18 protein-coding genes are annotated in these 21,052 nt (G+C 70.5%); 7 read left to right on the top strand and 11 right to left on the bottom strand.

Going from position 1 to position 21,052, the window contains the following annotated elements; translation table 11 throughout:
• Positions 1-2: 2 nt before the first annotated feature.
• From fliF to CLV40_RS19825, 9 genes are all read right to left on the bottom strand, one after another.
• Entirely contained in the window at positions 3-1,673 is a 1,671-nt protein-coding gene (gene fliF / locus CLV40_RS19865) for a flagellar basal-body MS-ring/collar protein FliF (protein WP_104480445.1), read from the bottom strand.
• Positions 1,670-1,990, bottom strand: coding sequence for a flagellar hook-basal body complex protein FliE (gene fliE, locus CLV40_RS19860; protein WP_104480444.1), 321 nt, complete (start codon positions 1,988-1,990; stop codon positions 1,670-1,672). Before fliE ends, fliF begins: the two co-directional genes overlap by 4 nt.
• Complete coding sequence (locus CLV40_RS19855; RefSeq protein ID WP_104480443.1) at positions 1,987-2,379, bottom strand: flagellar basal body rod protein FlgC; 393 nt, start codon at positions 2,377-2,379, stop codon at positions 1,987-1,989. The genes fliE and CLV40_RS19855 overlap by 4 nt, the downstream gene beginning before the upstream one ends.
• Before the next feature lie 3 nt (positions 2,380-2,382).
• Complete coding sequence (flgB, locus tag CLV40_RS19850; protein WP_104480442.1) at positions 2,383-2,730, bottom strand: flagellar basal body rod protein FlgB; 348 nt, start codon at positions 2,728-2,730, stop codon at positions 2,383-2,385.
• Positions 2,731-3,102: 372 nt separating this feature from the next.
• Entirely contained in the window at positions 3,103-3,432 is a 330-nt protein-coding gene (locus CLV40_RS19845; protein ID WP_104480441.1) for a hypothetical protein, read from the bottom strand.
• Complete coding sequence (fliS, locus tag CLV40_RS19840; RefSeq protein ID WP_104480440.1) at positions 3,429-3,821, bottom strand: flagellar export chaperone FliS; 393 nt, start codon at positions 3,819-3,821, stop codon at positions 3,429-3,431. The genes CLV40_RS19845 and fliS overlap by 4 nt, the downstream gene beginning before the upstream one ends.
• A 17-nt stretch (positions 3,822-3,838) precedes the next feature.
• The gene (gene fliD / locus CLV40_RS19835) at positions 3,839-5,134 is read right to left on the bottom strand and encodes a flagellar filament capping protein FliD (RefSeq protein ID WP_104480439.1); all 1,296 of its coding nucleotides are present in this window, start codon (positions 5,132-5,134) and stop codon (positions 3,839-3,841) included.
• Between the two features lie 103 nt (positions 5,135-5,237).
• The gene (locus CLV40_RS19830) at positions 5,238-6,464 is read right to left on the bottom strand and encodes a flagellin N-terminal helical domain-containing protein (RefSeq protein ID WP_281261671.1); all 1,227 of its coding nucleotides are present in this window, start codon (positions 6,462-6,464) and stop codon (positions 5,238-5,240) included.
• Between the two features lie 146 nt (positions 6,465-6,610).
• Complete coding sequence (locus tag CLV40_RS19825; protein ID WP_104480437.1) at positions 6,611-7,480, bottom strand: sigma-70 family RNA polymerase sigma factor; 870 nt, start codon at positions 7,478-7,480, stop codon at positions 6,611-6,613.
• Positions 7,481-7,696: 216 nt separating this feature from the next.
• On the opposite strand from CLV40_RS19825, the gene flgN reads away from it, so the two are divergent.
• The 7 genes from flgN (at position 7,697) to helR (ending at position 15,745) form a co-directional block, all read left to right on the top strand.
• On the top strand, positions 7,697-8,188 hold the full coding sequence (gene flgN / locus CLV40_RS19820; protein ID WP_104480533.1) for a flagellar export chaperone FlgN: 492 nt from the start codon (positions 7,697-7,699) through the stop codon (positions 8,186-8,188).
• The gene (gene flgK / locus CLV40_RS19815) at positions 8,188-9,564 is read left to right on the top strand and encodes a flagellar hook-associated protein FlgK (RefSeq protein WP_104480436.1); all 1,377 of its coding nucleotides are present in this window, start codon (positions 8,188-8,190) and stop codon (positions 9,562-9,564) included. The genes flgN and flgK overlap by 1 nt, the downstream gene beginning before the upstream one ends.
• 3 nt (positions 9,565-9,567) lie before the next feature.
• Positions 9,568-10,458: a flagellin N-terminal helical domain-containing protein gene (locus CLV40_RS19810; protein WP_104480435.1), complete on the top strand. Its 891-nt coding sequence runs from the start codon at positions 9,568-9,570 to the stop codon at positions 10,456-10,458.
• Entirely contained in the window at positions 10,455-10,913 is a 459-nt protein-coding gene (gene fliW / locus CLV40_RS19805; RefSeq protein ID WP_104480434.1) for a flagellar assembly protein FliW, read from the top strand. The genes CLV40_RS19810 and fliW overlap by 4 nt, the downstream gene beginning before the upstream one ends.
• 23 nt (positions 10,914-10,936) lie before the next feature.
• A complete protein-coding gene (gene csrA / locus CLV40_RS40805) occupies positions 10,937-11,224 on the top strand; it encodes a carbon storage regulator CsrA (protein WP_104480433.1) in 288 nt (95 codons plus the stop codon).
• A 94-nt stretch (positions 11,225-11,318) separates the two neighbouring features.
• Positions 11,319-13,292, top strand: a complete 1,974-nt coding sequence (locus tag CLV40_RS19795) for an APC family permease (RefSeq protein ID WP_104480432.1) — start codon at positions 11,319-11,321, stop codon at positions 13,290-13,292.
• Between the two features lie 284 nt (positions 13,293-13,576).
• Positions 13,577-15,745: an RNA polymerase recycling motor ATPase HelR gene (gene helR, locus CLV40_RS19790; protein ID WP_181043602.1), complete on the top strand. Its 2,169-nt coding sequence runs from the start codon at positions 13,577-13,579 to the stop codon at positions 15,743-15,745.
• A 71-nt stretch (positions 15,746-15,816) separates the two neighbouring features.
• On the opposite strand, the gene CLV40_RS19785 is transcribed toward helR, so the two are convergent.
• Positions 15,817-19,311: a M28 family peptidase gene (locus CLV40_RS19785; protein ID WP_245931403.1), complete on the bottom strand. Its 3,495-nt coding sequence runs from the start codon at positions 19,309-19,311 to the stop codon at positions 15,817-15,819.
• A 214-nt stretch (positions 19,312-19,525) separates the two neighbouring features.
• Entirely contained in the window at positions 19,526-20,932 is a 1,407-nt protein-coding gene (locus CLV40_RS19780; protein WP_219824032.1) for a helix-turn-helix domain-containing protein, read from the bottom strand.
• Positions 20,933-21,052: the final 120 nt, after the last annotated feature.

The following is a 21,052-nucleotide window of genomic DNA, read 5'->3' as shown; positions in this document are numbered from 1 at the left end:
GGTCACGCTCCCTTCGTGGCCAGCCAGCCGCGCAGCAACCGCGCGACCTCATCGGGCTGCTCGTCGACCAGTGCCTCGATCTCCTTGAGCTTCTGCTCCTGCGGGCCGTTGTCGCCGTTGATGCCCGCGCTCAGCGCGGCGCGGTCGGCGGCGGCCTCCAGCCGGGCCCGCTCGTCGGCGGTGTCGAGCGCCGCCTGGCGGGTCCGCTCCAGCTCCGCCTTGATCGCGTCCAGGCGCTCCAGCTCGGCGGTGCGGATGACGTTGCCGTTCTTGCGGCGGCGGCGGGTGGCGAGCCAGGTCACCACGAGCAGGACCAGGACGGCCAGCGCGGCCGCACCCTGCTTGATGAGCGTGAACTGCTCGGCCTTCTGGTCGCTGGCCTGCTGCGCGGCGACCTCCTGCGCGGTGGTGTTGGCCGCGCTCTGGTCGAAGGGCAGCGCGCTGACCGCGATGGTGTCGCCGCGGGTGGTGTCCAGGCCGACCGCCGAGGAGGCGAGCTGGCGGATCTGCTCCAGGTTGGCCGCGGCGGCGGTCGACTGGTCCAGCAGGACCGCGACGCCGAGCTTGCGGACCTGGCCGGGGGCGTTCTGCCGGGTCTCGATGACGCTGTTCACCGCGTTGTCCCGGACGGCCTTCTCCTGCTTGTAGGAGCCGTTGCCGTCGGTCGAGGACGAGGTGGTGGACGACGAGTCCGTGGTGGTGGTGTCGGTGGTCAGGCCGTTGGTCTGGCCGAGGACGCCGCCGTTGGCGCCCGCCGCGCCCGCGCCGGTGCCGGAGTAGGCCTCGTTGGTGGTGCTCTCCGACAGCGCCGGGGCGTCGGACTTGGTGTAGGTCTGGCTCTTGGTCTCCGAGGTGTCGAAGTCCAGGTCGGCGGTCACCTTGACGACCGCCTTGTTGGCGCCGACGACCTGGGTCAGCAGGGCCTGCAGCGAGGTGCTGACGCGCTGCTCGTAGGCGGCGGTCTCCTGCTGGCGGGCGCTGGTGGAGCCGGTCGAGCCCTGGCCGGGGGCGGCCAGCACGGTGCCGTCGGAACCGGCCACCGTCACGTTGGTGGGGTCCATGCCCTCCACCGCGGAGGCGACCAGGTGGATGATGGTCTGCACCTGGTCGTCGGAGAGCTTCTTGCCCGCGCCGGTCGACACCATCACCGACGCGGTCGGCTTGGCGGAGGCGTCGGAGAAGACGTCCTTGGTGGGGATGGCCAGGTGCACCGACGCGGCGGTGACGCCGTTGATGGACTTGATGGTCTTGGTCAGCTCGCCCTCCAGGGCGCGCTGGTAGGTGACCTGCTGCATGAAGTCCGAGGTGGTCACGCCCTGCTGGTCCAGCAGCGCGTAGCCGGTGTCCTCGGAGGCGGGCAGGCCCGCGGCCGCCATGTCCAGGCGCAGCTGGTAGAGCTGGTCGGTCGGCACCATGACGGTGGCGCCGCTGTCGGCGAGCTCGTAGCTGACGCCCTTGGTGGTCAGCTCGTCGGTGATGGCCGACGCGTCCTTCGTCGCCAGGTTCGAGAACAGCGGCGAGTAGCTGGTGGTGGAGACGAACGAGAAGTAGACCCAGACCCCGATGACCGCGACGAGAACTCCCGCCACCACAACGGCTTTCTGGCCGACCGAGAAGGCCTTGAAGCCGCTGCCAACACGACGTAGCAGCACCATGATCCGGTCTTGGTTCATCCCTGCAGCCTCATGATCTCGTTGAAGGCCTCAATGGCCTTGTTGCGGACCTGCACGGTGAGCTGGGTGGTGAGGTTGGCCTCGGTGGCCGCGGCGAGGTAGTTGTGCACGTCGATCTCGTTGCCGGTGGCCGCCTTGATGGCGAGCTGGCTGGCCCGGTCCTGCACCTTCTCGGTGTTCTCCAGGGCGCTGCCGATGATGGAGCCGAAGCTCAGGCCCGAGGCCGAGGTCGCGGCCGAGGTGTCGCCGATGGCGATCGGCTCGGCGACGGCGGGCGGGGCGATCGCGGATGTCACCGCGCTGATGGGGGAGGTCACGCGTTCTTCCCTAGCTGTAGGGCGGCCTGGTAGGCGTTCGTGGCGCGCTCGACGACGGCGATGTTGGCCTGGTACCCGCGCTGGGCCATGATCAGGTAGCCCATCTGGTCGCTGAGGTTGATGTCCGGGTACTTGACGTAGCCCTGGGCGTCGGCCAGCGGGTTGGTCGGCTCGTAGACGATCCGGCCGGTGGTGTCCCCGGACTTGATCTCGGAGACCACGGTGCCGTTGTGGGTCGGCAGTTCCTTGGCCACCACGAAGCGCTCCTGGAAGGCGTCGCTGCTGGTCGAGGTGGCGTTGTTGATGTTGGCCATGTTGTCGGAGACCGCGTCGAGCCACTTGCGGTGGACCGAGGCGCCGCTGGCGGCCGTGTCGATGATGTTGAACATGGCTTACCGCACGCCCTTCAGCACCGCGCTCACGAGGCCGAAGCGGTCGTCCATCGCGCGCAGCATGGTCTGGTAGCGCAGCCCGGTCTCGGTCGAGCCCAACGTCTCCTCGTCGAGGTTGACGTTGTTCCCGTCCTGGCGGGCGGCCAGGTTGGAGGTGGAGAGCGTGGCGTGCACGTTCGTCCCGTCACCCGCGGCGATCGCCTGGCTGAGCGCGGTCTCGAACTCCACGCGCTTGGCCTTGAAGTTGGGCGTCTCGATGTTGGCGATGTTGTTGGCCTGCACCCGCTGGCGCATGGCCAGACCGTCGAGCGAGGCCCGGATGGCCTGCGAGGCGAGATCGTCGAACACGACCGGAGCTCCTTATGCTTGCCGGTTGGGTCGCCGATCCGTGGCGGGTGAAGGTGAGCGTTCCGTGCTCAGACCGTTCATCGGCGGTTGACCACCGGGCATAAGGTTTTCGCAGGCCAGAAGGTGTGTCGGCGCCTACAAATATGGTTGTGTCACGGTTGTCGGGATGAAGATCGGCTGCAACCGATCGGCACCTTTAGGGGAGATTGGTCACGCTCTGTGTAATTTTGCCTTGCCGGACCAGGGAAAACGCGCCGTGCGCCCGGTGCGGGGTCGCGGGTGGACGCCCGTACACGCGTGTGGACCCCGGCCGCGGATCGCGACCGGGGTCCACACGGAACTGCCTGAGGTGTCAGCCGAGGAACGGAACTCCTACAGGGCGACGTCGACGTAGCTCGGGCGCGCCGGGTCCTTGGCGTCACCGCTCATCTTGCCCAGCACCAGGGTGTGCATCGCCGCGCTGGTCATCGCGGCGGCCACCTTGGACGCGACCTCCAACTGCCTGCGCAGCACCGCGTCGGCGCGCGGGCGCAGGTCGATCGGCAGCGGGCCCAAGCCCTGCGGCGGGTTCCAGGGATCGAACTTGGGCAGCTCGCGCAGCATGTGCTCGTCGTTGAGCAGGGCCTCGGCCGAGTCGACGTCCGCTTCCAGCCGGTCCAGTGCCGCGGCCCAGGCCACGTGCCACTGGTCGGCCGTGCTCACGACTTGCCGTTCGTGGCGGGCATCCCGTCCACGGCTTCGCGCCAGGCGTCGCGCAGGGGTTCGACCACCGCCAGGCAGGCGCGCACGGTGCCCGCGTCCTGACGGATGTTGGCCCGCATCAGCTCGCTGAGCAGGAACGCGTACAGACCGGCCAGCTCGGGGCCGCCCTCCCACTCCTCCGCGCGCAGGGAACCCTGCAGCTCCAAGAGGATGTCCTGGGCGTGCACCAGCATGGACGACGCGGTCTCCCGGTCGCCGCCGTCGAGGGCGTCGGCACCGCGGGAGAGGTCGAGGCAGAGCCGGTCGTAGAGCATCACGAGCAGGCGGCCGGGCGTCGCGGTGGACACCGAGTCGGCCAGGTAGCGCTGGCGCAGTGCGGGGCTCGACATTATCGGGTTCCTCCTTCTCAGCTCGACAGACCCGCGAGCTGGCCGGACAGCCAGTTCGCCTGGTCCTTCAACTTGCCCAGCGCGGTCTCCAGGTTGGTGTACTGCTTCTGCAGGGACACCTTCTTCGCCGCCAGCCGCGAGTCCCAGTTGGTGATCTCCGCGTTGAGCCTGCGGAGGTTGCTGTCGCCACCCTGGATGACCTGGGTGAGCCTGCCGGTCGTGCTGTTGGTGGCGCCGTCGGCGATCGCGGTGAACCGGCCGCCGAGCATGGTGGACACGGTCGCCTGCGTCCCCGCCGGGTCCTTGCCGACCGACGCGAGGAACGCGGTCTGGTCGAACTTCACCGCGCCGGTGCGGTCCAGGCTGATGCCCGCCGTGCTGAAGCCGCCGCCGTTGTTGTCCTTGCCCTGGCTGACCGCGCCGAGCAACTGCTCGCGCAGGCTGCGCACCAGGGCGTTGCCCGCCAGCGGACCGGACACCTTGGTGGTGGGGTTGTACGCGGTCGCGGCGTCGATCGTGGACAGCGCCGAGTTGACGGCGGCGACCAGGTTCTGCGTGGCGGTCGCGGCCTTGCTCGAGTCGGCGGTGGTGGAGACGGTGATGTTGGCCTCGGGCTTGAGGGCGGTCACGGTCACGCCCGGGATGAGGCCGGTGTAGACGTTGTCGGCGCTGGTCAGCTTGTAGCCACCCGCGTTCGGGTTGCCCACGTTGACCACGCCGTCGGCGCCCTGGGTCATCACGGTGGTCGGCTGGTCCAGGCCCGTGACGCTGAACGACTTGGCCGCGCCGGAGCCGGTGGCGGAGAACTGCAGCACCTGGCCGGTGGTGGTGGTCACCACGGTGGCGCGCACGCCCGCGTTCGCGCCGTTGATCGCGTCGGCGACGCCCTGCGGGGTGTTGGTCGTGACGTTGACGTTGACGGTCTTGTCCGCGAACACCAAGCCGAGCGAGCTGCCCGAGGCGGGCGTGCCGGACTGGGGGACCGCGGAGGTCACCACGTGCGTGGTGGCCATCGACGCGACCTCGAAGGTGGCGGTGCCGGACAGCGCGGTGGTGGAGGCGGCGACGGAGACCGCCGAGGAGGTGTAGCCGGCCTTGACCGCGGTCCACGTGGTCGAGGTGGCCAGGTCCTTGGCCGCGTTCTGCACGGCGAGCATCTTGGCGTTGATCGCCTGGTACGCGTTGGTCAGCGTCTGCTGCTGGCTGGCCTTGGTCTTGAGCCGGGTCTGCGGGGCGGCCTCGATCGACATGAGCTGCGAGATGATGGTGCTGGTGTCCAGTCCGGAGACCAGACCGTCAACGGCGCTTGTCATTTCGGAGTCTTCTCCTCGATCGGGGGCCTGGCAAGAGGGTCAGGGGGGACCTGAGAAAGGCCCGGGTACTGGTCCGGCTGACCAGTACCCGGGCCTTGATCACTCAGCCACGCAGGAGCTGCAGCACGGACTGCGGCGCCTGGTTCGCCTGGGCCAGCATCGCGGTGCCTGCCTGGGACAGGATCTGCGAGCGGGTGAACTTGACCATTTCCTGCGCCATGTCGGTGTCGGTGATGGCCGACTTCGACGCGGACAGGTTCTCGACCTGCACGTTGATGTTGTTGATGGTGTGCTCGAACCGGTTCTGGTACGCACCGAGCTGGGCGCGGGCCGTGGACAGGTTCTTGATGGCCGTGTCGACCGCGTCGATCGCGTTGCGGGCGTTGGTGGTGTTGCTCAGCGAAACACCGGTGCCCACGCCGAGGCCGGCGGAGTCGAAGCCGGTCGCGGTGGAGCCGGTGGTGCCCGCGACCGCGGTGCCCGCGGTCAGGCCGGAGGCCGAGGACGAGACGGTGATGGTCTCGTTCTGCGCGACCTTGGACGAGATCTTCAGGTCCGCGCCCGCCTTCGTGGCGACGAACGTGGCGCTGAAGTTGCTGTTGTTGTTGAGCTGGTTGACAACGTCGTCCAGGTTGGCCGGGCTGTTCAGCGTGACCGTGGCACCGTTGCCACCGATGGATGCGGTGACGGTCTCGGTGTCCAGGGCCGAGCTGAAGGTACCCGAGAGGGTGTTGCTGGCCTTGGTACCGGCGGCACCGAACACCGAGGCGTCGAGCGCGACGTTGATGCGGTCGTCGGTGGTGTTGTTGGCGCCGACCTGGAAGGAACCGGTGTAAGCGGTACCGCCAGCGGTGCCAACGGCCAGCAGCTTCTGGCCGCCGAAGGAGGTGGTCTTCGCGATCCGGTCCAGCTCGGACTGCAGCTGGCCGAACTCGGTCTGAGCCGCCGCCTGGGCGTTGGTGTCCTGCGAACCGCCGTTGGCGGCCTGCACGGACAGGTCACGCATGCGCTGCAGGATCTCGGCCGACTCGTTCAGGGCGCCATCGGCGGTCTGAACGACGTTGACGCCGTCCTGAGCGTTGCGCGTCGCGACCTTGAGGCCGCCGATCTGGGCCTGGAGGCCCTGAGCGATCGACAGGCCGGCGGCGTCATCGGCCGCCCGGTTGATCCGCAGGCCAGACGAGAGCTTCTCCAGCGAGCTCGACATCTGCTTGTCGTTGACCGACAGGTTGCGGTAAGCGTTCATCGCCGCGATGTTGGAGTTGATGCGCAGAGACATGATGGTTTCCTCCTTGAAGATTCTATTTCCCGCCCTTCCGTGGGCAGGCACCGAGTAGTTCGGCGACCCCGGGGGCTATCTGAGCTTCCCGGAGAAGATTTTGTTGGTGGATCTGGGAAAGATCCGGGCAAAGCGGGGCTGAGCAGGCACAACGCGCGCGCTTTCGCGTCGGCGCGGGCCGGGGTGACGCGGGTGGATCAGGCGGACATGTCCACCGGGACGCCGTAGGACGTGGTCTTGGCCAGGCGGGTCCGCAGCGAGCCCTGCGCGGCGACGGCCGCGTAGTAGGAGGCGCGGCGACGCGCGGCGCAGCCCTCGGGCTTGTCGGCGGCGGCCATGCGCTCCGGGTCGAGCTGGGCGTTGATGCCCTCGCGCAGCAGGGCGGTGGCCTCGGCGCGCAGCTGCGAGACGCGGGACTCGGTGACCCCGAGCCGCTCGGCGATCTCGGCCATCGGGCGGTTGTTGAAGTAGTACTCCTCGACGACCACGCGCAGCCGCTCCGGCAGCACCTCGACGGCGTCGCGCAGGTAGCCGACCCGCTCGCGCTCGATGATGAGGTCCTCGGGGGTGCCGCTCTCGTCCGGCACGACCATCTCGGTGGCCTCGGGGCCCTCGGAGACGACCGACTGCAGGCTCACCACGAAGGAGCGCTGCACGTCGTCGCGGATGGCGATGACGGAGCGGACGTCGGTGTCGAGCACCTCGGCCAGCTCGGTGTCGCTGGGCACCCGGCCGTGCTGGGCGACGAAGGCGTCGCGGGCGGACTCCAGCTTGCGGACCTTGCCGCGCACCGAGCGGCTGGCCCAGTCCTGGCCGCGCAACTCGTCGAGCAGCGCGCCGCGGACGCGGACCGCGGCGTAGGCCGGGAACGGGACGCCGCGGGCGGGGTCGTAGGCGCGGGCCGCGGCGACGAGCGCCTCGGAGCCCGCGGAGAACAGCTCGTCCCGGCGGACGTGGGCGGGGACCCGAGCGAGCATCTCGCGCACCACGTGACCGACCAGCGGCAGGTTCGCCGCGATCAGCGAGTCGGTGTCCATGGTGCGGGTGGTGCCGGTGCTCTCGGACATTTCTTCCTCCGCCGCTCGTCCATCTGAGACTGCTTGAGCAGGTGGGCTGCTCTGTTATGGACAAATGTGATGGCCCCTGGGTGTGTGCCAAGTGCCCTACGGGTGCGTCTCGGGTGCGACCGTCGCAAGTGGTTTTCGCGGTTTCCTCATGCTCACCCCGCGCGGGCCGATAGGCCAGGTGAGAACCCGTTGGCCCGCCTATCGGAGGCAGTGCGGATGAACCCCGTGGAGACGTCGGCGATCCTGTGGCGGCAGCGCGAGCTGCTGTCCCTGCTGCTGTTCAAGCTGGAAGTGGAGAGCCTGCTGCTCGCCGCCGGGCGCACCCGTTGGCTGGGATCGGCCACCTACGAGGTCGAACTGATGCTGGAGCGCATCCAGAACACCGAACTGCTGCGGGCCGCCGCCGTCGACGAGCTGGCCGAGAGCCTGGGCCTGCTGCCCGGGCCCAGCCTGGCCGCGCTCACCGACGCGCTGGACGACCCGTGGAAGTCCGTGTTCTCCGAGCACCGGACCGCCCTGGCCACCCTCTCCGCCGAGATCGAGGCGGCCGTCGAGGCCAACCGCGACCTGCTGACCTCCGGTCGGCGGGCGGTCGCCGACGCGCTGCGCGTGGTGCGCGGCGACGCCACCGGTGACACCCTCTACCGCGCCGACGGGAGCACCGCTCCCGCCGCAGTCGGCGCCCGACTCGTGGATGAGGCGCTGTAATGGGTTTCAACGGCATCAACACGGCGCTGACCGCGCTGCGCGTGCAGCGCCAGGGCCTCGAGCTGGCGGGTCAGAACATCGCCAACGCGGGCACCGAGGGCTACACCCGCCAGCGCCTGGAGACCACCGCCATCGGCGGGTCCGCGGTCCCGGCGTTCTGGTCCACCCAGCCGGTGGGTTCCAGCGGTGGCGGCGTGCAGACCACCTCGGTGAACCGGCTGCAGGACGCCTACGTCGAGGCGCGCACCCGCTACGAGCACGAGCGCCAGGCCACGACCTCCACCGCGCACGAGGTGCTGGTCGACGCCGAGAACGTCTACAACGAACCGGGCGCCAACGGCCTGCAGGCCCAGCTCACGAATCTGTGGGCGGGTTTCACTGACGTGGGTGACAACCCCAGCGACAGCGCGGCGCGCACGCAGCTGCTGACCCGCTTGCAGACGGTGGCCACCGGGCTGAACTCGGCGGCGTCCGAGCTGTCCGGCCAGTTCGGCAACCGGCGCACCGAGCTGGCCAGCACGGTCAACGACGTCAACTCGGCCGCTGCCCAGCTCGCCGACCTCAACGGCGCGGTGCTGCGGGCGAAGGCCGCGGGCGTGAGCTACAACGACCTGTCCGACAAGCGCGACGTGGTCGCCATGAAGCTCATCGAGCAGACCGGCGCGCAGGTGTCCGAGGCCGCCGACGGCACCTACACGGTGTCCCTCGGTGGGTCCAATTTGGTCAGTGGATCGACCGCGCGCGCACTGAAGGTGACCGGTACCACGGACATCGCCACCGCCACCACCAACCCGGTGACCGTCAAGTGGGTGGACACGGACACGGCCACCACCGGCGTGACCGGCAAGGCGGGCGCGCTCACCAACGCGCTCACCACCGTCCTCCCCGGACAGTTGACCGGTTTCAACAACGTCGCCGCCGCGCTCGCCAACCAGGTGAACACCGCCAACGCCGCGGGCTGGACCACGTCCGGCACCGCGGGCGGCGCGCTGCTGTCCGGCACCACCGCCGCGACCATCGCGGTGGTCACCAGCGACCCGGCCGCCATCGCCGCGTCGGCGAACAAGCTCCAGGCCTACAACGGCGACAACGCCGACTACATGGCCCGCCTCGGCAGCATCGGCACCGCGGACGGCATCTACCGCACCAACGTCGCCGACATCGGCATGAAGGTGCGCTCGGCCGAGCAGGCCGCGGCGACCCAGGACTCCATCACCACCCAGGTCGACGCCGCCCGCCAGGCCGCGTCCGGGGTCAACCTGGACGAGGAACTGACCTCGATGATCTCCTACCAGCGCTCCTACGAGGCCGCGGCCAAGGTGATGAGCGCCGTCGACTCCATGTTGGACACCCTGATCAACCGGATGGGGGCGTAAGCCGTGGCAGGCTTCCGGATCACCGAGCAGTCCACCCAGACCCGGGTGTTGGCGGGACTGCGCACCAGCTCCAACAACCTCGACCGGCTGCGCGAGCAGATCACCTCGGGCAAGCAGGTCGCCAAGCCGTCGGACTCGCCGACCGGCGTGGTCTCGGCCATGCAGGTGCGCGACGACCTCGCCGCGCGCGACCGGTACACCCGCAGCGCCACCGACGGCATCGCCCGGCTGGGCACCGCGGAGACCGCGCTCTCCTCGTCGTCGGACCTGCTCCAGCGCGCCCGCGACCTGACCCTGCAGGGCATGTCCGAGCCCGCGGTGAGCAACCCGATCGCCCGGGCGGGCATCGCCACCGAACTCAGCTCCATCCGGGAGAACCTGATCGCGGTCGCCAACACCACCTACCTCGACCGCCCGGTCTTCGGCGGCACGTCGGCGCAGCCGCGCGCGTTCGACGACCAAGGCGTCTACCAGGGCGACGACGGCCAGGTGATGCGCCGCGTCGGCGACAGCTCCCAGGTGCGCGTCGACGTCTCCGCGGACGTCTTCGGCACCACCTCGGGCAACGTCTTCGACGTGCTCAAGGACCTCTCCACCGCGCTCAGCGGCCCCGGCACCGTCAACCTGTCGAGTGACCTCAATCGGTTGGATTCGGCGATGTCGCGGGTCAACACCCAACTCGCGTCGGTGGGTACCCGATACAGTCAGCTCACGTCCGCGCAGGACGCGGCCGACACCCAGGTGGTGGCGCTGACCTCCCGGTTGTCCGGCATCGAGGACATCGACATGGCCAAGGCGGTGATCGATCTGCAGACGCAGACGGCCGGGTACAACGCGGCGCTGGCGGCGACCGCGCGCATCGTGCAGCCCTCGCTCCTGGACTTCCTGCGATGACGGCCACCCTGGCCCGAGGAGGCGCGGCGACCGACGTGACGACCGTGAACACCACCGCGACCGAGGACGACGTGGCCCTGCCCGTCATCGAGTTCCGGGTCCCGATCCCCGGCTTCCCGGACCACCGCGAGTTCGTGCTCGTCGCGGTGGCCGAGGACGGCCCGCTGTTCGCCCTGCGCTCGGTCGACGACCCGGACCTGAGGTTCCTGGTCGTGCCGCCCGCGCCGTTCTTCCCGGACTACGCGCCCCAGGTCGGCACGCAGGTGCTGGAGCAACTCGGCACCGAGGACCCGGCCGACCTGCTGGTGCTGCTGGTGGTCACCGCGTCCGGTTCGGTCGGCGACGCCACGGCCAACCTGCTGGCCCCGGTCATCGTCGACCGGAGCACTCGACGCGCGGCGCAGGTCATCCTGGAGGAGGATCAGCCTATTCGTGCCCGGCTGCTGCCCGCCTAGTCCGGCGGGGGAGGAGTGATCGCGTGCTGGTGCTGACCCGCCGGACCGGTGAGAGCGTGCGCATCGGGGACGAGGTCACCGTGACCGTGCTCGACATCCGCGGCGACGTGGTGCGGGTGGGCATCCAGGCCCCCCGCTCCGTCGCCGTGCACCGCGACGAGGTCTACCGCGAGCTGCGCAAGGAGAACGAGCAGGCCGCGCGCACCGCGGACGCTGGCGCCGCCCTGCTCTCCGACGCGCTGCGCCGCCGAGCCCCCGGTCCGCGACCGGGCCCGGGTCCGGCGGCGGGTCCGCGCAAGCCCCAGGAGTGAGACCGCCTACCCGGTCGGCGTTTCCGCCGACCGGGTGGTCGCGCGTGCGGCATGCTTCGCGGTGCGACCACACGGGGATCAGCGAGGGGCACGCATGGGCACGACCGAGTTCGTCATCCCGGCAGCGGTGGAATCACCCACCCGGGGCGGACCACCGCGCGGTCGGTTGAACCGCTGGCTGATGGAACACCGCGTGCAGCCGGTGGGCCGGGCCAGCGAGGAGGAGCACGGCGAACCGCAGGCGTGGTGGAAGGTCATGTGCCTCACCGGCGTCGACTACTTCTCCACCTTGTCCTACTTGCCCGCGATCGCCGCCGTGGCGGCGGGCGCGCTGTCCCCGGTGGCCACGCTGCTGATCGTGGCGCTGACCCTGTTCGGCATGCTGCCGATGTACCGGCGGGTGGCGCACGAGAGCCCGAACGGGCAGGGCTCGGTGGCCATGCTGGAGAAGCTGCTGCCGTTCTGGCGCGGCAAGGTGTTCGTGCTGGTGCTGCTGGGGTTCGTGGCCACGTCGTGGATCATCACGATCACCCTGTCCGCGGCCGACGCGACGGTCCACATGGTGGAGAACCCGTTCTTCCCGTCGTTCCTGCACGGCCGCGAAGTGATCGTCACCGTCGTGCTGCTGCTCGTGCTCGGCGGGGTGTTCCTGCTGGGCTTCAGCGAGGCGGTCAGCGTGGCCATCCCGCTGGTCGCGGTGTTCCTCGCGCTCAACGCGGTCATCGTGGTGGAGGGCATCGGCGAGCTGTTCACCCACGGCGCGCGGTTCGCGGACTGGTGGAGCGCGCTGTCCGGTTCGGGGGGTATCGGTGGGATCGCCGGACCGGCGATCCTGGCGTTCCCGTTGCTGGTGCTCGGTTTGTCCGGGTTCGAGACCGGTGTGAGCATGATGCCGCTGGTCGCCGCGAAGGGCGCGGACCGGGAAGAGCGGCTGGCGTCGCGCGTGCGCAACACCCGCAGGCTGCTCACCACCGCCGCGGTCATCATGTCGGTCTACCTGGTGTCGACCAGTCTCATCACGACGGTGCTGATCCCCAAGGCGGAGTTCGAGGACGGGGGAGCGGCCGTCGGCCGCGCGCTGGCCTACCTCGCGCACACCCGGCTGGGTGAGGTCTTCGGCACGGTCTACGACATCAGCAGCGTGCTGATCCTCTGGTTCGCGGGCGCGTCGGCGATGGCCGGTCTGATCAACATCGTGCCGCGCTACCTGCCCTCGTACGGCATGGCCCCCGACTGGGGCCGCGCGGTCCGGCCGGTGGTGCTGGTCTACACGGCGATCTGCGTCGTCATCACCATCGCCTTCGGCGCGGACGTCAACGCCCAGGCGGGCGCCTACGCGACCGGCATCCTGGCGATGATGGTGTCGGGTGCGTTCGCGGTCATGGTCTCCGCGATCCGGCGGCGGGCGCGCGCGTCGGCCACCGGGTTCACGGTGCTCACCCTGGTGCTGCTCTACGCGCTGGTGGCCAACGTGATCGAGAAACCGGACGGCATCGCCATCTCGGCCGTCTTCGTCGCCGGGATCATCGTCATCTCGCTGATCTCCCGCGTCACCCGGACCACGGAGCTGCGCGCCGAGCGCATCGAGTTCGACGACGCGGCCCGCGGCTTCATCACCGACTCCCTGGCGCACGACGGCAGGATCAACCTGATCGCCAACAAGCGCCAGGCGGGCGACGTCGACGAGTACGACGACAAGGAGGTCGAGCAGCGCGGCCTGAACCCGGTGCCGGGCACCGCGGACGTCATCTTCCTGGAGATCGACGTCATCGACCCCTCGGAGTTCTCCGACGTCCTGCGGGTCCGCGGCGTCGAGATCGGCGGCCACCGCGTGCTGCGCGCGGACAGCCCGGCGGTGCCCAACGCCATCGCCGCCGTCCTGCTCGCCCTGCGCGACGCCACCGGCGTCCGCCCCCGCTGCTACTTCGAGTGGTCGGAGGGCAACCCGATCACCCACCTGTTCCGCTACCTGATCCTCGGTCAGGGCGACACCGCCCCGGTGACCCGCGAGATCCTGCGCGCCGCCGAACCGGACCCCAAGCGCCGTCCTGGGGTGCATGTGGGTTGACCGGCCTCAGAGCGCCCTGGGCGGTGCCGAGAGTGGGGTTACCATCCCCGGTCACCGAGCCGCCCCGGTGGCCGGGGGTGGAACCAAAAGTCTTGGGGGAGTCGGGCCGCGAGTCCCGGAGCCGTGTGACGTCCGGCGCCGCGGGAGACCCGGAGCGGGATTCACTCTTCCGCCCACTTGAACATATAGCGCACCGGGGGACTTGCCGCAAGACCCCGCCCGTCCCGCACAATCGCTACTCGTGGTGGGTGTCCACCACGGGACCGCGATGTGGTGAGGGGCTTGTGGCAGATCAGGGGTACGACGCGGAACTGCGGTCCGAGCAGGAGTACGTGGCCGGGCTGTACGACCGGCTGGACGCCGAGCGGGCCCGGGTGACCGAGGCCTTCCGGTCCGCGTTGCGGGGGACCGGTGGCACGGTCATGGAACGCGACTTCGAGGTGCGGGCCTTCGCCAGGGAGGCGAAGCGGCTCGACGTGGCGGACAACGGGCTCTGCTTCGGGCGGTTGGACTCACTTTCGGGTGAAACGTCCTACATCGGTCGCATCGGGCTGTTCGACGAGGACGACGACTACGAACCGGCCCTGCTCGACTGGCGCGCGCCCGCCGCGCGGCCGTTCTACACCGCCACCGGCGCCAGCCCGGAGGGCATGCGGCGCAGGCGGCAGTTCCACACCCGCGGTCGTCGGGTCGTCGACTTCACCGACGACGTCTTCGGCAGGCCCGGCGCGGCGCAGCGGGGCGACTCCGCGCTGCTCGCCGCGGTCAACGCCCCGCGCGGCGAGGGCATGCGCGACATCGTCGCCACCATCCAGTCCGAGCAGGACGAGATCATCCGCCTGGAACACCCCGGTGTCCTGGTCATCGAGGGCGGCCCGGGGACCGGCAAGACCGTCGTCGCCCTGCACCGCGTCGCGTACCTGCTCTACACGCAGCGCGAGCGCATGGAGCGCCACGGCGTCCTGGTGGTCGGCCCGAACCCGGCCTTCCTCAACCACATCGGCCGCGTGCTGCCGTCCCTCGGCGAGTCCGATGTGGTCTTCACGACCACCGGCGGCCTCCTCCCCGGCTACCGGGTCACCGCCGAGGACACACCGGAAGCGGCGCGGCTCAAGGGCTCGCTGAAGATCCTCGACGCGCTCGGCGCCGTGATCGCGGGCCACCAGCGGCTGCCTGCGGAGCCGATCCCGGTCGAGCTGGGCCGGGTCACCACCCGGATCGACGCCGCGACCGCCGAGTGGGCGCGGGACGAGGCCCGCGCGAGCGGCCTGCCGCACAACGAGGCCCGCGAGACCTTCACCGAGATCATCACCTACGTCGTCACCGAGCGGGTGATCGGCCGGATCGGCAAGGGCTGGCTGTCCCGGGACGACAAGGAGACCTGGGAGCAGACGCGGGCGGCGCTGCTCAAGGAGCTGGCCGACGACGACCGGTTCACCGCCGCGCTCGACGCGCTGTGGCCCGTCCTGACCCCGGAGCGGGTGCTCGCCGCGCTCTACACCGACCCCGAGCGCCACGGCGCGGACCCGGCCCTGCGCCGGGCCGACCCCGAGGGCTGGACGGTCTCCGACGTGCCGCTGCTCGACGAACTGGTCGACGTGCTCGGCCAGGACAAGGCCGCGGCGAAGGTGGTGGAGAGCGCCGCCGAGCGGGACCGCCGGATCGAGGCCGCCTACGCCGCCAAGGTCCTGGAGAGCATGGTCGGCCGCGCCGACCACATGGACGACGAGGACCACCTCTTCGCCAGCGACCTGCTCTACGCCGAGGACCTGGCCGAGCGGTTCGTCGAGGTCGACACCCGCGACCTGGCCGAGCGCGCCGCGGCGGACCGGGACTGGACCTACCGGCACGTCGTCGTCGACGAGGCCCAGGAACTGTCCGAGATGGACTGGCGGGTGCTGATGCGGCGCTGCCCGGGCCGCTCGTTCACCGTGGTGGGTGACCTGGCCCAGCGCCGCACGGCGGCCGGGGCCCGGTCGTGGGCGGAGATGCTGGAGCCGTACGTGCCGGGCCGCTGGGTCTACCGCTCGCTGACGGTCAACTACCGCACCCCGGCGGAGATCATGGCCGTGGCGGCTTCCGTGCTGGCCGAGTTCGCGCCGACCACGCAGCCGCCGGACTCGGTGCGCGCCTGCGGCGTCCAGCCCTGGGCCCGGCGGGTCACCGACGAGGAGCTGCCCGCCGCGGTCGAGGAGTTCACCCTGGCCGAGGCCGGTCGCGAGGGGACCAGCGTGGTGATCGGGCCGCCGGGCGTGCCGGGCGCGGTGCCCGCGTCGGAGACCAAGGGCCTGGAGTACGACGCCGTGCTGGTCGTGGACCCGGAGCGGATCCTCGCCGACGGCCCGCGCGGCGCGGCCGAGCTGTACGTCGCCCTCACCCGCGCGACCCAGCGGCTCGGCGTGCTGCACCGCGGCGAGCTGCCCCCGGCGCTGAGCGGGTTGGTCGAGGGGTAAAAGCGAAGCGGGGTGGACCTGGTGGTCCACCCCGCTTCGTCTGACTATTCAGTTGGGACGGTCGAGCTCGGTCAGCTGGTCTGCAGCGCGACGTCGTCGATGAGGAAGCTCGTCTGGAGGCTGGCGTCCTCAACGCCGTTGAACTTGATCGTCACCGACTGGCCAGCGTACTGGCCGACGTTGACCGACACCTGCTCGTAGCCGCCGTTGGCGTTGGTGTTCGAGTAGGTGGCCACGGTGGTGCCGTTGACGGTCACGGTGAGCGTGTCGTAGTCGACCTGCTCGGTCTCGGCGGTGGTGACGTGCAGCCAGTAGGTCAGCGTCGAGTTCGAGCAACCCGCCGGGATGCTGACGGTCTGCTGCGCGCTGTCGGTGCGGGGGCTGCCCCAGCCGTTCAGCCACGCCTTGTAGTTGCCCGCGTGCGGGGCTTCCTGGGCGGAGGCGTCGATGACACCCGAGGTGGTGGTCCACGGCGCGGTGCCGCTCTCGAAGCCGCCGTTCTGGATGACGTCGGAGCCGGTGCAGGTGCCACCGCCGCCGCCGTTGACCGTCAGGGTGAAGGTCGCCGAGCGGGACACCGAGCCGACGCCCGAGATGGAGATCGGGTAGGTACCCGTGGCCACCGAGGAACCGACGGAGATGGTGGCGGTCGAGCCGCTACCGGTCTGGACCGAGGACGGGCTGAAGGACACGGTGACGCCGGAGGGGGCGCCGGTGGCCGACAGGGTCACGTTCTGGGCCGAACCCGAGGTGGTCTGGGTGGACACCTGGGTGGTGGTGCTGTTGCCCGCCTGGACGGTCGCCGAGCCCGGGTTCACCGAGACGGAGAAGTCGTTGCCGGGCTGCGGGGTGGAGTCGACGGCCTGCTTCCAGATCGTGTACGCCACACCGTCGGCACCGCGGTCGAGCGCGGTGGCGTTGATGTTGCTGGTGGTGTCGCACGCGGAGTGGTAGCAGGAGTCGTACGCGGCGTTCGCCGTGCCGCCCCACTTCTGCGCCTGCGCCGAGGTCTTGCGGGCGGAGGCACCGGTCGCGTAGCCCGAGGAGGCGATACCGGCCTGCTGGAAGGAGTAGTCGTCGGAGCGGCCCGCGCCCTCGACGTTCTCCTCCGGGGACAGGTTCAGGGTGTCCCAGTAGGCCTTGAGCGGCTGCGCGGCGGCGGTGGTGATGTTGTTGATGAAGTAGCCGCCGTTCTTCGAGCCGATCATGTCGAAGTTGTAGTACGCCTTGATCTGCGACCGCTGGGCGGCGGTCAGCTGACCCACGTAGAACTTCGACCCGTTGAGGCCCTGCTCCTCATCGGTCCACCAGGCGAACCGGACGTGCTTGGCCATCTTCGGGTTGCGCGCCGCGAGCTGCAGCGCGTTCTCCAGCAGCACCGCGGAACCGGAGCCGTTGTCGTTGATGCCGGGGCCCGCCGCGACGCTGTCGAGGTGCGAGCCGAACATGATCGTCTGGGCGGCGTCGCCACCGGGCCAGTCGGCGATCAGGTTGTTGGAGCGGTAGGTGCAGCCGGTGCAGACCTGCTCGGACAGGGTGTAGCCCGCGGCCTGCAGCTTGGCCTTCACGTACGCGACGGACGCGGTGTAGCCCGCGCTACCGGCGCGGCGGTTGCCGCCGTTCTGCGACGCGATCGAGTTGAGCTGGGTCAGGTGGCCCTGCACGGCGTTCACGTCGATGTTCGGGGCGCCCGGGTCGGGGTCGCCGCCGCCACCGGTCACGGTCAGGCTGTACGTCGCGGTGTGCGTCGCGCTGCCCGTGGCGGTCACGGTGACGGTGTAGGTGCCGTTGGCGACGTTCGCGCCGACGTTCACCGACGCGGTGGCCGAGCCACCGGTCTGGACCGAGGTCGGGTTGATCGACACGGTCACGCCGCTGGGCTGGCCCGAGGCGGACAGGGTGACGCTCTGCGCCTGGCCCGAGGTGGTCTGGGTGCCGATCGAGAACGAGCCGGAGCTGCCCTTGGCGATCGAGCCCGACGACGGGTTCAGCGAGACCGAGAAGTCGTTGCCCGGGGTGCCGGTGCAGGTGGGCTCACCGGTCTGCGCGGGCATCGAGATGGCGTCCCACGCGGCCTTGGTCTTGTTGTACAGGTTGCAGGTCGAGTCCAGGTTCTTCGCCGCGGTGAGGGTGGCGACCCGGTACTTGCGGTGGGTCATGCCGCTGGTCTTGAGCAGCATGCCGCCGTAGAAGATCTTGCCCGCGTTCTGGATGCCCACACCGGTGACGGTGGTGTTGTTGCAGGTGGGGCTGTTCGGCTTGCCGCCGCCGGGGGCGGAACCCTCGGCCAGCAGGTAGAACCAGTGGTTGATCGGACCCGCGGCCTTGTGCACCTCGGTGTTGGGGATCGAGGAGCTGTAGCAGTTCGGGTCGTTGTTGACCAACGACGGGTTGTACATGTTGCGGATCGGGCCGGACCCCTGGAGGTTGATCATCTCGCCGACGGTGTAGTCGGGGGTGTCCTTGGGGTTGTTGGCGTAGGCCTCGGTCAGGGCGCCGAAGATGTCACCGGTGCCCTCACCCAGCCCGGCCTCCGAGGAGGTGCCGCCGGGGGTGTTCTGGTCGAGGCCGTGGCCGTACTCGTGGCCGACCACGTCCATGCCCGCGATCCACTTGTTGGCCGAGTTGTGGCCGATGGTGATGGTCGAGCCGTCCCAGTACGCGTTGAGCTGGTCGAGGCCGACCTTGCCCGGCCACGAACCGCCGGAGCCGTTGTGGCCGTTGCGGCCCAGCCAGTCGCGCAGCATGTTCGACTCCTGCTGCGCGCCGTACATCAGGTCGCCGCAGCCGGTCTCCTTGCTGGAACCGCTGCCCGTGCCCCAGGTGTCGGTCGACTTGGTGAAGACACCGCCGCTGTAGTCCGAGCACTGGAGGCCGGGACGGGTGGTGTCGACCATCCGGTAGGAGCTGCCGGACTGGCTGGTCTGGATGGTGACGTTGCCGTTCCACTCGCTGTTGAGCGTGCCGTGGGCGGCGTCCTCGACCTTGTCCAGGACCGCGCCGGTGGTGGCGTCGACCCAGACGGTCAGGTGGCTGGGGCCACCGTCCTTGGTGTTGCCGATCAGCAGGTGCTCCCACGCGAGCGCGGGCTTGTCGGCGGTGACCTTGACGACCAGGCGGGCGGACTCGACCTTCGTGGTCTTGCCCTGCAGGCCCTTGGCGGTCGCCTCGGCGGCGGCCTTGGTGACCCGCGCGCTGGTGGACGGGACGGCCACCTTCGCGCCGGTCGCGGCGATGACCGAGCGGACCTTGCCCTCGCCGTCGGCGAGCACGGTGGCGTCGCCGCCCACGACCGGGAGGCCGCGGTAGCTGCGCTGGTAGCTCACCGAGTAGAGGTTGTTGAGGTACGGGGTGACCAGGTCACGCGCGTAGCTCTCGTCCGGGCCCTTGGCCAGGGCGTCCAGGCCGCTGGTGGCGGCGAGGTCGGCCGCGGAGACAGCCAGCGCCTGCGGGCTCTGGCCCGGCTGTTGCTGCTGGCTGGCGGATACCGGGCTGACGGTCAACGCGACCGCAGCGCCGGCGAAGACGGCCAGGGATACCCCGGCCGCCATCGTTCTGCGCTTCATCGAATGCTCCTTGTGGGCAGGGTGGTGCCCGGTGTGGTCGTGCCGCCTCGTGGGATGGGACACGAACGTCACCGAGCGCAGCGAAGCATTCAGATATCGCCATGTGACAGTCAATGGAGTGGTGAGTGGGAACGCGGGATTGTCAACATCCGGCAAATCGGTCCGGACGTCTGCCCGGCGGCTATTTCACCGTCCAGGCTGGTTAATGGCGCATTCACCCTTGTTCGATTTTCGGACGCGCTTTCGCTATGGGGTCGTCGTATGCCCCCGAGGCGCGTTCGGTGAACGCGCGCACCGCGCCGACCCGCGCCCACCGGCCGCTGAGCCGCCCGCGCAGCCCGGCCAGTTCCGCGGTGATGGTCGTGCGCCCGGCCGCCTCGGCCTCGGCCAGCACCGGCTCGGCGGTGGCCACCGCCGCGTCCGGCTCGCCCGCGCACGCGTGCGCGTCGGCCAACCGCACCGCGAGCAGCAGGTACGCGGGCCGCATCCGCTCCGGCACCAGCTCGACCGACTGGCTCGCGGCGCGCACCGCGCGGCGGGCCAACCCGCGGTCGCCGGTGCGCGCGGACAGGTCCCGCAGCGCCGCGCCCTTGGCCGACGCCACGCGCAGCCCGCCCAGGTCACCGGTCAGCCAGGGCACCTCGAGGTGGTCGCGGTCGCCGAGCCGGACCAGCCCGGACTCGGCGGCGTCCAGGTGCCGCAGGCAGGCGCCGTCGTCCCCGGTCAGCGCGTACCCGCGAGCCAGCGCCAGGTCGGCCAGGGTGTGCGTCCACGCCCGGTCCGGGTCGGCCGCGGCCATCGCCCGGCCGCAGGCCAGCGCGGTGCCCGCGTCGCCGTCGAGGCGGGCCAGGGTGGACACCTCGGCCAGCAACCGCACCCGGGCGCCGACGTCCCCGGTCAGGTCGGCGCGGGCCAGGCCGTGGCCGAACCAGGCCATGCTCAGCGCGGTCTGCCCGCGGTGCATGCGCAGCCTGCCCGCGATGGCGGCGAAGTGCGCGGCCAGCCGCTGGTGCGCCGGGTTGGGCTCGTCGGCGTCGCCGAGCCTGGTCAGCGCGTGCAGCAGCCACTCGACGGCGTCCAGGATGCCCGCCGAGCCGCTCTCCAGGCTCAGCCTGGCGTACTCGGCCAGCAGCGCGGCCAACACGTGCGTGAGGTCGGGCTCCAGCCCGCGCGGCGGGGTCCGGTGCGGGGCGAGCAGGGCCAGCAGGTCGCGGGTGGTCTCCAGGTCCGGCACCGCGCACCCGGCCGAGCCGTGCAGCGGGCAGGCGACGCCGTCGGGCGGCAGCGCGGTGGGCCAGGCGCGCACGGCGAGCGGGGCGGCCAGCGGGGCCGCGCCGGGTAAGACCGACAGCAGCGTGCGCTGCGGCGGGTCCGGTTCGCGGGTCGGTTCGCAGGCCAGGGCGACGAGCTCGCCGTCGGCGCCGAGGATCGCGTCCAGCACGTCCACCAGGCCCGCGGGCGGCACCCGCACCCCGCTCTCCAGCTTGGAGATCAGGCTGTGGTGGTACCCGACGCGCAGGCCGAGCTGGGCCTGGGTGAGCCCGCAGCGCCTGCGCCACTGCCGCATCCGCCTGCCGAACTCCGGCCACTGGCCCCGGTCACGGGACTCCTCGCCTGCCACGGCCCCTCCAGGTCGGTCCAGGACTCACCGACACGCGCTCGGGGCACCGCTGCCCAGAGACGCAAGGCCGGGCAGATTAACACCGCGGACCGGCGCTGCGGGTGACCTGGAGCACACTGG

Source organism: Actinokineospora auranticolor, assembly GCF_002934265.1.
Taxonomy (GTDB): Bacteria; Actinomycetota; Actinomycetes; order Mycobacteriales; family Pseudonocardiaceae; genus Actinokineospora; species Actinokineospora auranticolor.
The sequence above is the reverse complement of the archived record's forward strand: the minus strand, read 5'-3'. Positions and strand labels throughout refer to the sequence as shown.

Excerpts from the sequence above, each read along its gene's own strand:
- fliF (WP_104480445.1), bottom strand. The coding sequence starts at position 1,673 with ATGAACCAAGACCGGATCATGGTGCTGCTACGTCGTGTTGGCAGCGGC.
- CLV40_RS19855 (WP_104480443.1), bottom strand. The coding sequence starts at position 2,379 with ATGTTCAACATCATCGACACGGCCGCCAGCGGCGCCTCGGTCCACCGC.
- fliS (WP_104480440.1), bottom strand. The coding sequence starts at position 3,821 with ATGTCGAGCCCCGCACTGCGCCAGCGCTACCTGGCCGACTCGGTGTCC.
- fliD (WP_104480439.1), bottom strand. The coding sequence starts at position 5,134 with ATGACAAGCGCCGTTGACGGTCTGGTCTCCGGACTGGACACCAGCACC.
- CLV40_RS19825 (WP_104480437.1), bottom strand. The coding sequence starts at position 7,480 with ATGTCCGAGAGCACCGGCACCACCCGCACCATGGACACCGACTCGCTG.
- flgN (WP_104480533.1), top strand. The coding sequence starts at position 7,697 with ATGAACCCCGTGGAGACGTCGGCGATCCTGTGGCGGCAGCGCGAGCTG.
- flgK (WP_104480436.1), top strand. The coding sequence starts at position 8,188 with ATGGGTTTCAACGGCATCAACACGGCGCTGACCGCGCTGCGCGTGCAG.
- fliW (WP_104480434.1), top strand. The coding sequence starts at position 10,455 with ATGACGGCCACCCTGGCCCGAGGAGGCGCGGCGACCGACGTGACGACC.
- CLV40_RS19795 (WP_104480432.1), top strand. The coding sequence starts at position 11,319 with ATGGGCACGACCGAGTTCGTCATCCCGGCAGCGGTGGAATCACCCACC.
- CLV40_RS19785 (WP_245931403.1), bottom strand. The coding sequence starts at position 19,311 with ATGAAGCGCAGAACGATGGCGGCCGGGGTATCCCTGGCCGTCTTCGCC.